Origin of the sequence: Roseiconus nitratireducens (genome assembly GCF_008629675.1) — a bacterium.
Taxonomy (GTDB): Bacteria; Planctomycetota; Planctomycetia; order Pirellulales; family Pirellulaceae; genus Stieleria; species Stieleria nitratireducens.
The window spans coordinates 1-11,597 of the sequence record NZ_VWOX01000002.1; the positions used below are offsets into that span (position 1 = coordinate 1).

9 protein-coding genes are annotated in these 11,597 nt (G+C 59.4%); 6 read left to right on the forward strand and 3 right to left on the reverse strand.

The genetic code is table 11. The annotated features are described in order from the left end of the window. Positions 1 to 26: 26 nt before the first annotated feature. On the reverse strand, positions 27 to 1,562 hold the full coding sequence (locus tag FYK55_RS02685; protein WP_150074648.1) for a hypothetical protein: 1,536 nt from the start codon (positions 1,560 to 1,562) through the stop codon (positions 27 to 29). Positions 1,563 to 1,898: 336 nt separating this feature from the next. Beyond that, on the reverse strand, positions 1,899 to 2,891 hold the full coding sequence (locus FYK55_RS02690; RefSeq protein WP_150074650.1) for a sugar phosphate isomerase/epimerase family protein: 993 nt from the start codon (positions 2,889 to 2,891) through the stop codon (positions 1,899 to 1,901). Positions 2,892 to 3,272: 381 nt separating this feature from the next. On the opposite strand from FYK55_RS02690, the gene FYK55_RS02695 reads away from it, so the two are divergent. Then, positions 3,273 to 4,538: a DUF3472 domain-containing protein gene (locus FYK55_RS02695; protein ID WP_150074652.1), complete on the forward strand. Its 1,266-nt coding sequence runs from the start codon at positions 3,273 to 3,275 to the stop codon at positions 4,536 to 4,538. Positions 4,539 to 4,578: 40 nt separating this feature from the next. Here the strand turns inward: FYK55_RS02695 and FYK55_RS02700 are convergent, their stop codons facing one another. Further along, positions 4,579 to 5,004, reverse strand: a complete 426-nt coding sequence (locus FYK55_RS02700) for a YkgJ family cysteine cluster protein (RefSeq protein ID WP_150074654.1) — start codon at positions 5,002 to 5,004, stop codon at positions 4,579 to 4,581. A 355-nt stretch (positions 5,005 to 5,359) separates the two neighbouring features. On the opposite strand from FYK55_RS02700, the gene FYK55_RS29410 reads away from it, so the two are divergent. From FYK55_RS29410 to FYK55_RS02725, 5 genes are all read left to right on the forward strand, one after another. After that, entirely contained in the window at positions 5,360 to 6,109 is a 750-nt protein-coding gene (locus FYK55_RS29410) for a ribonuclease HI (RefSeq protein ID WP_201743606.1), read from the forward strand. Between the two features lie 145 nt (positions 6,110 to 6,254). Then, entirely contained in the window at positions 6,255 to 8,507 is a 2,253-nt protein-coding gene (gene glgB / locus FYK55_RS02710; RefSeq protein ID WP_150074656.1) for a 1,4-alpha-glucan branching protein GlgB, read from the forward strand. Positions 8,508 to 9,161: 654 nt separating this feature from the next. Beyond that, positions 9,162 to 9,581, forward strand: a complete 420-nt coding sequence (locus FYK55_RS02715) for a bifunctional nuclease family protein (protein ID WP_150074658.1) — start codon at positions 9,162 to 9,164, stop codon at positions 9,579 to 9,581. A gap of 76 nt (positions 9,582 to 9,657) precedes the next feature. Next, on the forward strand, positions 9,658 to 10,569 hold the full coding sequence (gene panC / locus FYK55_RS02720; protein WP_150074660.1) for a pantoate--beta-alanine ligase: 912 nt from the start codon (positions 9,658 to 9,660) through the stop codon (positions 10,567 to 10,569). A 44-nt stretch (positions 10,570 to 10,613) separates the two neighbouring features. Continuing rightward, positions 10,614 to 11,582, forward strand: a complete 969-nt coding sequence (locus tag FYK55_RS02725; RefSeq protein ID WP_150074662.1) for a UDP-glucuronic acid decarboxylase family protein — start codon at positions 10,614 to 10,616, stop codon at positions 11,580 to 11,582. The last annotated feature ends 15 nt before the right edge of the window (positions 11,583 to 11,597 follow it).

The following is an 11,597-nucleotide window of genomic DNA, read 5'->3' on the forward strand; positions in this document are numbered from 1 at the left end:
GGTGAGCGTGGGGTGGGGCGCGGGGCTCAGGCGAGTGCGCCGCGAATCCGGTCGACCAATCCGTTGTCGCGATCGCCGCTTCCGGGCAGCAAGAACGTCGACGCTGCGAGGTAGCTGTTTCGGAATTCCGGCGACAGCGCGTAGAAATCCTCCAGCACGGCCGAGCTGAATTTGTAGTCGTGTGAATCGTTGCCTTTCAGAAACACCAACTGACGGGCGGCATGGATCATGTCCTCCGCCTGCCCACCGGCATTCAGATAATTCAGCGCCTCACGCGAGGCTTCGCCGCGATTGCGGCTGACGGATTCAAAGATTGTTTGAACCGAAGCCGGATCGTCACCCGCCGCAGCGTTCCGGAACTCGTCAATTCGCGTCTCGGCCACTTTCCCACGTGATTGCATCGATTGACGGAAATGCGGGATGAAGGCGGCGTTTTGCAGCAACAATCGCAGCCGGGTCTTCCGGTTCTTTGCCGTGCGGTAGGCATACTGCATCGCGTTGGTGGTGGTCGATGAGTGGAGCGCGATGATGCCGGGTTGTTGCATCAGCATCTCACCGGCGGAAAGGAACAGGGCATCACTAATCGACTGGGGGTGGATTCCGGATTGGATCATGGCAGCCGTTTCTCGCACCGCCTCTTCCGGGCTGGCGTCTCGAAGTCGGCCAAGATGGTCCAACGCCGCGGTGGCATCGACGGATCCGCCGTTCCACGATTGATCGAACTCACCCATGATCGATTCGGTCACACGGCAGGCGGAATCGGCGGCCAAGTCACTCTGGGAGGGATTCGGTTCGCCGTGGTGGTTCAACAGGGCGTAGGTCAACGAGCGAAGGACCGGCTCGGCATATCGCCAACCGATGCAATTGAGCGTCCGAAAACCGTTGGCCACAAAAATCGCCTTGTGGCCGATGCTGCGAAAATCGCGACATCCATAATGGGCCATCAACTCGAAGACATCGTTTGCGCCAGCCGAGCGAACCAATCCGGCGACCGCGGCATCGGCCGCATCCACGTCCCAACGATCCATCGCCTGCTGAAACGCCTTGCGGGCACGGTGGGGCGGCGGGACGGATGATTCATCCACGGGCGCCATCGTCCAGTTGCCTTCCTCCACGTCACGCTGCTGCGAGGACTTGAAGTAATCGAGTGCCCAAAAGATTGGTAACCACCGATCCTGGTCCGATGAGGCAAGACTGGCCAGGTGGGCCGAATTGACAACCAGGACCGCGTGGAACTTGAACCCGACACTTGGTCGCGGTTGCACGTTCCGGACGCCGGCAAGCAGTAGCGCGGTCAATACTTCGCGATACGTCGTTCCGGATCGGATCTTTTGCGCAAAGGTTTCGACGACCTTTGACCGCGGCGTGTCCTCCAGCAACCGCACCAAGGGTTCGATGTCATCGTGAAATTGCACCGCATCCTGCTTCAGGGAGGCTTCGGCCGCACTGACCGACGGCAAGTGAGCGACAATCTCCAGTTCCTTGAGCGCTAAGACGGCTGTCGCTCCACCGCAGGTGCGTAAAAATCGGCGACGCGGCGTGGATGAATTCTGAAAATGCATGAGATCGCTCCGGTGCCAGGCGAAAGGGGGGGAATGGCAGCGTCTTGACGCAGCCATTCATTGTATCGCATGCGTCGGGACGACTTGCACCTTGTTCTGGACATGGTTGTCGACAGAAGTCACCTCACCCTCCCGTTTGCGGGAGGGTCGCGGAGGAGCTTGCGACGACGCGGGGAGGGCTGTCCCTACCTCATGAGTTATTGGCATTGGCTTTCGATTCTGCCCTCCCCGGAGCCTCGTTCCTCGCCTCCGACCCTCCCGCAAGCGGGAGGGTGAAGATGATTCTCTGCTTGTCTAAATTGGCGTCGCTATCAATGGGCTTCCGCGCGATCGGGATTAAATCGCCGCAAACGTTTTCCGCAGCATGGCCAGGCTTTTTGGGATCGCCGTTTCGTGCGATTCCTTCCCTTCAAACTCCAACGAAATGTAGCCGCGGTAGTCGACGTCGCGGAGAATCTTGGCGACGCGGTCGTAATCAATCTCCAACGTGTACCACGTGCCACCCCCGTAGTACGTCTTGGCTTGGACGTACACCGTTTCCGGAGCCATCTTCTGGTACTGCGCGTACTGGTCCTCCAAGAAATTCCCCGTGTCCAAAGTGGCTTTCAACCAGGGGGACGGGACGTCGCGCAACACCCGCAGCACGCCGTCGGCGGTGCGTCCAAGTCCCCAGTGGTTCTCCAGTCCCATCACTACGCCGCACTTCTCCGCCGCCGGCAAGCACTGCTCCAAGCCCTCCTTGACCCAACCGAATCCGTCCTCATCGGTATAGCCTTCCAACACCGGTTCGATGCCTTTGTTGGCCATCAGGGTGTCGAAATCACCGGACGTTCCCCAACGGCCCGTGTTGACTCGGATCGTCGGAATCCCCATTGCGTAGGCCAGTTCGATGCAATGGATCGTGTGTTCAACGTTTTTCTTGCGAACGTCCGGATCCGGCGAGACAAACGTTTGGTGCGTGGACAGACCACACAGGTCCATTCCCTGACGAAACGCCCGCTGTTTGATCCGTTGCAAAGTGGCATTGGATTCGTCTTCCATTTGCACATGCAGGACTTCGACCGCATCGAAGCCGGCATCTGCCGCCAGGTCCACACATTCTTCGATTTTCAATTTGCTGTCGTCTCGATAACGCCAATAAGAATAGGTGGAGACGGCGATCGGATTGGGGCGACGCGTCGCCGTGGCGTCGGATTCCGCCGCTTCACAACGGTCACGACCCGCATGAAGTAAACCGGCACCGCCCGCTGCCGCGGCGGCAATCACGGCACGTCTGGATAAGGATGCTCCCGCCGAAGACGGTGTTGAGTGGAGAGGGGGCTGGCGCATGGGGGCAATACTCTGTGTCAATGAAAAACGGCGTCACTGGAAAGAGGCCGCGGGGCAATAAAAATCGGCAGCGGAATCGAACGACCCTTCGCACGTCGGTGGCATCGACGATCCGACCCCAGGCCTGTCTGCGCCCAGCATACCTGTTTTGCTTCTGGCAAACCTCAACCGCGTACGGTGATTCACGTCGGACCGGAATCACGGACCGATCAGTCGCTCACGGTTCCGCGTTCCAAGGGAGAACACGGCCACACCATGCCGGCTTTCGGGAGTCAGCGGCCCCTCACCGGTCCGCTTGGAGGGGGGCCCGATGACGGGTTTTCAATCAGCGGACTATCATGACTTGAGCTTCCAGATCTGAGCGAAAAGCTGAGAAAACCGATGTATCGAAACTGTGCCCTTGTCTGTCTTTGTCTCGGGCTTCCCACCGTTGGCCGTTCGGCTGAACTGACCGTTCCCGCGTCGACCGCCTACCTTCAGCCCGACCCAGCCGCGGCGAAGGTGTCTCCGCGCGGAATCCGGCAATGGAGCGATCCCGGTACCACGGTTTGTTGGTACGGAGAATTTCGTGAGCCGGGAAAACTCAACGCGACGGTAACCATTGAGATTCCCAACGGACAGACCGAACGTTTGGAATTGACCATCGCCGGAACCACGCACGTCGCGAAGGTGACCGGAACAGGTGACGATCCGATCGACGCTGACTTCGGTGAGTTTGAGATTGCCGAATCGGGCTACCAGCAACTGACGTTAAAGTCGGACACCAAGCCGGGACAGAACATCGGAACCGTTCGATCGCTGAAGCTATCCGGCCCGGCAGTCGAGAACGCCCACTTCAACCTTGATCCACGACGCAACGCTTCATCCGTCCACTTGATGTATCCGGTGTCGGACGAGGTTGAAATCTCGGCGTTCTACTGCGAAGTCACCGCGGTGGAAGATCCGATCTGGACGTTCTACATGGCATGCGGCTGGCACCGAGGCTATTTCGGAATGCAGGTCAACAGTCCGACCGAGCGGCGGATCATCTTCAGCGTTTGGGACAGCGGCAACGAAGCGATCGACCGCGACAAGGTCGAAGACAAGGATCGCGTGACGTTGGTGGACAAGGGCGAGGATGTCTATACGGGCGACTTCGGCAACGAGGGGACTGGCGGACACAGCCACCTGAAGTTTTCCTGGAAGACGGGCCAGAAGCAACGGTTCCTGGTCACCGCTGAACCGGAAGACGAGACGTTCACGGTCTACTCCGGATACTACTACCGCAACGACCTGAATCGCTGGATGCTGATCTCCAGTTGGAAAGCACCTCACGAAGGCGGCTACCTCCGCCGGCCGCACAGCTTTAGCGAGAACTTCGTGGGTGCCAACGGCAACCTGCGTCGCAAGGCGCTCTACGGCAATCAGTGGATTCGGACATCCCGTGGCGACTGGATCGAGTTGAACGAGGCGCGTTTCTCACACGATCCGACCGGACGGGAAAACCGGCGGGACCGATTCATGGGTGTCGAAAAGGGCGATTTTTTCCTGTCTCAGGGCGGATTCGTGGAAGGCTTCACCGAGTTCGGGACCGCATTTGCCCGGCCGAAGGTCGGTGCGACGCCGGACGAAGCCACCTTGCCACCCCTGCCGGCGGCGATTCAGTGACCTGCCGGCGGCGATTCAGTGAACCGCTGAAGCTTGGGATTCAAACCCGCTTGCGTTTGCGCTGAACTTCGATTTCGGCCAGTGAGTAGACGCGGCCGGTGCCGGCTCCCGGGCAGACTTCGCAGGTCTCCTTCCATGCCTTTTTTGATTCCAAGTTGGAATCCCAAAACGGCCAGGTCCGACATTGGGTCGGCCGCCCCTGGTAGACCAGGCAGGTGCGTTTTTCAGGGTCCAACAGGATGCAATCGCCGTCGGGATATTCGCGGAGACTTTTCTTTGCCCCGACGCGTCTGACGAAGCGGCCTTCGAAGGCTTCCACCGTGATTTGCATCGATTCGGCCATGGCTTCGATTTCGGCCTGGTCAACCCAGACGTAGCCCGGTTCACCGCTGCAACAGGCACCGCACTGCGTGCACTCAAATTGCAGTCCGTCTCGGTACCAGGGACGCTTAGCGGAGGAACTCATCGGCGTGCGGCGGTGATAACGCGGCGGGGGCAGTCGAACGGAACCGTCCGCGATCGATGCGGAACGAGCGCTGATTGTATCGGCTGGACGCTTCCTGCGACCAGCTGGGCAACGGGAGAAGTAAAAACCGTTGGACAAACTTTGGCGACGTGGCAAAGTTTGACGAGTCCAATCTTTGCACCAGGAGGCCGTCTGCCCCTCCCTGCTTCGCGGGCGAGCCTCTCGGTGCGGTTTCGATGGACTGAATCACTGCCGTGTTGGCCTGGATGCCTGAACGGTTGACCTTCGCCGGGAAACTGCCCTGTGAAGGTGAACACCCACCCTTCCCGAAGCATCGCCAATGGAGCTGCGAGCCGTGAAGCTGTCTTTCCCGCTTGATCCCGTCGGCCCCTCGTTGATGACGCATAACCGAGCCCTTCACAATCCGCCGATCGCCGTCCCGCGTGCCGGACTCCCCTCCCACCGGCCGGGACCGATCGCCACGGATTACTTGCTGGTTTGCGAAGCCCATTCGACCACGCTTGATGATGGGCGATGGCGATTCACTCTCGAGGCGGCCGACGGGGAATTGATTCTGGACGCCGAAGATCATGACTACGGTGATCTGAACCGTCTGACGTTGTTGGCCGCGGTCCGCGGTCTGGAATCGTTGGAAGGTGCCTGCGGGGTGACGTTGCTAAGCAACAACCGGTACCTGATCCGATCGCTGTCGAACTCCTTGCCGCGGTGGCGGCAAAACAACTTCATGTGGGAACACTTCGGTCGCAGAATCGATGTCCAACATGCGGATCTGTGGCGACGCGTCGATCACGCCTTGGCGATTCACCGCGTGCAGGCCTGCCTGGTCAGCTCCTGTTTGGTGAGCAACGGCCAAGCCGACGCCGATGGTGGATCAGCAGCCAAGCCGGTCGCTGACCAGTCGGCTTGCTACCGTGTCGATCAACCGCACGGGTCCGGCGCGGGAGGCCCCAAAGCAGGAGGTCACGTGCCGTCACCAAGTGACCGGCTCCGCCGATTGCTGCTGGGCCGCCAGAGCACTCCCCGGCCCGAATCGATTCCCCGGCGTCGTGGACGGTTCACCGCCGAAGACCTGGAATCCCTCTGAACCGACAAAACGCTGCATGGACCGCACACTGCATGGACCGCTGTGAGACGCTTGATCGGAGCACGGCCCCGACAAAGCCCAGGATTTCCTGGCTCGCAGCATTCGCACCCTCAACGGCTGACGCCATTTCGCTTACGGATCGAACATGAAGACGGATATTTCTCTCGCGACACTAGGACAGCTGGTCGAGGGTCAATTGCGGGACCCCTCCTCCATTCTGGGTCCCCATTTGGTGGATTATCGCGGATCGCGTGCGACTTCGATCCGGAGTTTTCTGCCCGACGCGCGTGCCGCCTGGGTCATCGACCGTGTCAGCGGCAGCCGACGTCCGATGCGACGGCTGCATCCTGCCGGCTTTTTCGAGGCAATCTGTGATGCGTCTGTTATGGACTCGGCGAACCGTCATAATGGGGACGCCGCCTTACCGACACACTCGAGCTACCGAATTCAAATGGCAGATAAGAAGACTGGCACCCTGATTGACATGCATGATCCCTATGCCGTGCCATCGATCCTGAGCGACTACGACCGCTACCTGCTGGGCGAAGGCAAGAACTACAGGATGTATGACACCCTCGGAGCCCAGCTCCGCCGTGTCGACGAAACCGACGGAGTGAACTTTGCGGTGTGGGCCCCCAACGCCCGCATCGTGCAGATCGTGGGGGACTTCAACTCCTGGGACGGTCGCGGACACGTGGCCAAGTTGGACCAGTCGGTCGGAATCTGGGAACTGTTTGTGCCGGGCGCCAAAGCCGGACAGAAGTACAAGTTCCGCATCTTGGACCATCACGGTCAATGGACCGACAAAACCGATCCTGTGGGATTCGCCGCGGAACTGCCTCCGCTGACCGCTTCGATCGTCACCGACCTGAATCAGCACGTCTGGCAGGACGACCAGTGGATGCAGAAGCGGCGGCATGCCGATCCGATGCATTCGCCCATGAACGTTTACGAGTGCCACCTGGGAAGTTGGCAGAAGGGCCCGGGGCGGACGCACGGTTGGCTGGACTATCGCGAACTGGCTCATCGGCTGGCAGACTATTGCCGACGAATGAATTTCACGCACGTCGAACTGTTGCCCATCACCGAGCACCCGTTCACAGGTTCCTGGGGTTACCAAACCGTCGGTTACTTTGCGCCGACCAGCCGACATGGGACCCCCGAAGACTTCATGTACTTTGTCGACTACCTGCACCAACACGACATCGGCGTGCTGGTCGATTGGGTGCCGGCACACTTCCCCAAGGACGGTCACGGGCTGCGCCGCTTTGACGGAACGGCTCTGTACGAACACGCCGACCCGCGGCAGGGCGAGCACCCCGATTGGGGAACCATGATCTTCAATTTCGGGCGCACCGAGGTCCGAAACTTCCTGGTGGCGAACGCTCTGTTCTGGATGGACAAGTACCACATCGACGGCTTGCGCGTCGACGCGGTGGCGTCCATGCTGTACCTGGATTACAGCCGTGAAGACGGCCAATGGATTCCCAACCAGTACGGAGGTCGTGAAAACTTGGAAGCGATCGAATTCCTGCGGGAATTTAATGTGGCAGTCCACGAGAATCATCCGGGCGCCGTCACGATCGCGGAAGAATCAACGGCTTGGCCGGGCGTCTCCCGTCCGACCTATGACGGCGGTCTCGGATTCACCTACAAGTGGAACATGGGGTGGATGAATGACACCCTGACGTACATGCATCGTGAGCCGGTGCACCGTCGCTTTCATCAGAACGACTTGACGTTCAGCATGATCTACGCGTTCACCGAGAACTTCATGCTGCCGCTGTCACACGACGAAGTGGTCCACGGCAAAGGATCCCTGATCAGCCAGATGCCGGGCGACATGTGGCAAAAATTTGGCAACCTGCGGCTGCTGTACTCCTACATGTGGACGCACCCGGGCAAGAAGCTTCTGTTCATGGGCGGCGAACTGGGACAGTGGAACGAGTGGAATCACGATGACGGGCCCGACTGGTTGCTGTTGGATTTTGAAACTCACCGGGGCATCCAAGAACTGGTCGCGGATCTGAACCGATTGGTGATCCAGAACCCGGCCCTGCACGAGCTGGACTTTGACGGTCAAGGCTTCGAATGGGTCGATTGCATGAACGCCGATGCGAGCACCCTGGTGTTCCTGCGAAAAGGCAGGGAAGACGCCGATCCGTTGCTGGTGTGCTGCAACTTCACGCCCGTTGTGCGCCACGAGTATCAAGTCGGCGTTCCCGTCGGCGGATTCTGGAAAGAGATCTTCAACAGCGATAGTGACCGCTACGGCGGCAGCAACGTCGGGAACTACCCCGGCCGAGAATCGTTGGGCAGGGGACATCACGGCCGCCCCGACAGCATTTTGGTGGACATGCCGCCTTTGGGCGTGACGATCTTCCGTCCCCAGCACTAACGGAACAGCGCCGCTTTGAATCAGAAACACCGCGATTTGCGGTGCAGTGAACGGCAAGGCGCGAGCCGCCGGTTGCGACAAGAAGACCCGCGGCTAGCGCCACGCGGCTCACCCAAAGTGGCTCCCTCCAGCAAAGTTTTGTCAGACTCTCGAATTGGACAGCGCGCCACATTCAATCAGAAACACCGCGATTTGCAGTGCAATGAGCGGCAAGGCGCTAGCCGCCGGTTGCGGCCAGAAGACCCGCGGCTAGCGCCACGCGGCTCACCCAAAGTGGCTCTCTCCAGCAAAGTTCTGTCGGACTCTTGAACTGGATAGCGCTGCTTTGAATCAGAAACACCGCGATTTGCAGTGCAGTGAGCGGCAAGGCGCGAGCCGCCGGTTGCGGCCAGAAGACCCGCGGCTCAATCGCTTGCATTGTCCCTCTCGATCGTCGCGAATCTGAATCCACTCTCCCGCTTACGCGAGGCTGAAGGTTGTTTGCGAATGTTTGCACGTGTGTCGACGCAGATGCCCCGGTGACTGAAGAGTCACCTTCCCCCCCACGGGCTACCGGATCTGATTCGATCACGTCCTGCCGTCGGGACCGCGCAGTGGTAAACTGGAAGCATCTCGCTGCACGCCGATGCTTTGCTTGTCCGTCGGATTCCAAACATGCCCATTCAAATGCAACTCGCTCGGATCATCATTTCCGAGCTCACCGAAAGCCAGATCATCTACTTGCGCGAAGTCGACGGCGATCGCGAATTCCCCATCTTGATTGGAATTTTCGAAGCCACCAACATCGACCGTCGCGTCAAGGAGGATGGGTATCAACCGCCACGGCCCCTGACCCATGACTTGATCGTCAAAACGGCGGAAACTTTAGGGGCGACGGTGGAAAGCGTGATCATCAACGACCTGAGTGACCAAACGTATTTCGCAAAGCTGCGGCTGAAAACGGCAGACGACGAAACGATTGAGATCGATTCGCGCCCCAGCGATGCGATTGCCGTCGCGGTGACGTTCACGCCTCCGCTGCCCATCTACGTCGCCGAGCACGTTCTCGACGAAGCCGCCTCAAGCACCCCATGATCTCCTGCCGCGGTTGAATTCGCCCCCTTTCTTGTCACCCGGATGATGTCGTCCGCGGGACGCGTCAGCGAGCTTCATGAAAACGTTAGACAACATCGACCAAGCCAGGTTCTTCGTGACGCGTCTTCGCCGCGACCAGCAAACGGTCGGGCTGGTCCCGACGATGGGAGCGTTGCACGAAGGGCACCTTTCCCTGGTGGCCGAAAGTGTCCAGAAGTGTGACCGAACGGTCGCGACCATCTTCGTCAATCCGACGCAATTCTCTCCCGGAGAGGATCTGGACAAGTATCCGCGCACGCTTGCTGAGGATCTTCGCTTCCTGGAGGCTGCAGGCGCCGATGCCGTTTTCCTGCCGTCCACCGAGACGATGTACCCGCCGGGGTTCAGCACGATGGTGCGGCCGCCGCGCGTATCAGAACCGTTGGAAGGCCGACACCGGCCGACCCACTTCGAAGGCGTTGCCACCGTCGTGTTGAAGCTGTTCAACATTGTTCCGGCCTCCGACGCCTTCTTCGGACTGAAGGACTACCAGCAGTATCGTGTGATCGAAGCGATGGTGCGAGATTTCAACCTGCCGATCGTTCTTCATGGGTGTGAGATCGTTCGCGAACCGGACGGGTTGGCGATGAGCAGTCGGAATCGTTATCTGGACCCGGATCAACGCGTCCGCGCTCGGTGTGTTCCGAGGGCGCTTCGCGCGGCCGAACAAGCCTTGTCGGCAGGTGAACGAGATGCCGAAGCGATCAACCGGAAAATGCAAGCCATCCTGGACGGCGACGATGATTCTGAAGGAGTTGACGCGATCGACTATGCGATGCTGGCCGATCCAATCACTTTGGAACCACTGAAGACGGTCGGCGACCATGCGGTCGCGCTGATCGCGGCCCACGTCGGAACGACGCGGTTGATCGACAACCTCCGCTGGAAGGTTCCTGAGGAAGATGATTCCCAGCCAGCCACGCCAACTGCCAAACCATTGTCCGAGTGAACCACTCACTCGCCTTCCATTCATTCATTCCCAGTGATCACTCCATGATTGAACGTATTTTGGTGACCGGCGGCGCCGGATTTCTCGGATCCTACCTGTGCGAGCGATTGGTCGATCAGGGGCACGATGTGATCTGTCTGGACAATTTTTTCACCAGCCAGAAATCCAATGTCGCGGCGTTGCTCGACCGGCCAAACTTTGAACTGATCCGGCACGATATCACGCTGCCGATCTTTTTGGAGGTCGACCAGATCTACAACCTGGCCTGCCCGGCTGCACCCGGCCACTACCAATACAACCCCATCAAGACGATGAAGACCAGTGTGATGGGAGCCATCAACATGCTGGGCATCGCAAAACGCTGTGGGGCCAGGATTCTGCAGGCCAGTACGAGCGAAGTCTACGGCGACCCCGAAGTTCATCCGCAGGTCGAATCGTATCGGGGAAGCGTCAACCCGATCGGGATTCGCGCTTGCTACGACGAAGGGAAGCGGGCCGCGGAAACCCTGTTCATGGATTACCACCGCAGCAACAACGTGGACGTTCGCATCGTGCGGATTTTCAACACGTTCGGACCGCGCATGCACCCCTTCGATGGCCGGGTGGTTTCCAATTTCATCCGTCAGGCATTGGCCGATGAAGACATCACGCTGTTTGGCGACGGCTCGCAAACCCGATCGTTCTGCTACCGCGATGACCTGGTGGATGTGATCATCCGGATGATGAACCAGGACGATCTTGTGGGTCCCGTCAACATCGGCAATCCGGGCGAGTTCACGATCCGCGAGCTGGCCGAAAAGATCATCCAGCTGTCCGGTTCCTCCAGCCAACTGGTTCACCGCCCGCTACCGTCGGACGATCCGACGCGACGTCGACCGGACATTAGCCTGGCGAAAAAGGAGTTGGGTTGGGAACCCAAGGTGCCACTGGAAGAGGGCTTGAAGCACACGATCGCCTGGTTCAAGTCGATCGATTTGAGTGACTACCGGCCCCCGACTCCCAATTATGCATGACGCGTCGGTCTGGCG

Bases quoted from the DNA above. Each gene is read 5' to 3' on its own strand.
- FYK55_RS02685 (WP_150074648.1), bottom strand. From the start codon at position 1,562: ATGCATTTTCAGAATTCATCCACGCCGCGTCGCCGATTTTTACGCACC.
- FYK55_RS02690 (WP_150074650.1), bottom strand. From the start codon at position 2,891: ATGCGCCAGCCCCCTCTCCACTCAACACCGTCTTCGGCGGGAGCATCC.
- FYK55_RS02695 (WP_150074652.1), top strand. From the start codon at position 3,273: ATGTATCGAAACTGTGCCCTTGTCTGTCTTTGTCTCGGGCTTCCCACC.
- FYK55_RS02700 (WP_150074654.1), bottom strand. From the start codon at position 5,004: ATGAGTTCCTCCGCTAAGCGTCCCTGGTACCGAGACGGACTGCAATTT.
- glgB (WP_150074656.1), top strand. From the start codon at position 6,255: ATGAAGACGGATATTTCTCTCGCGACACTAGGACAGCTGGTCGAGGGT.
- FYK55_RS02715 (WP_150074658.1), top strand. From the start codon at position 9,162: ATGCCCATTCAAATGCAACTCGCTCGGATCATCATTTCCGAGCTCACC.
- panC (WP_150074660.1), top strand. From the start codon at position 9,658: ATGAAAACGTTAGACAACATCGACCAAGCCAGGTTCTTCGTGACGCGT.
- FYK55_RS02725 (WP_150074662.1), top strand. From the start codon at position 10,614: ATGATTGAACGTATTTTGGTGACCGGCGGCGCCGGATTTCTCGGATCC.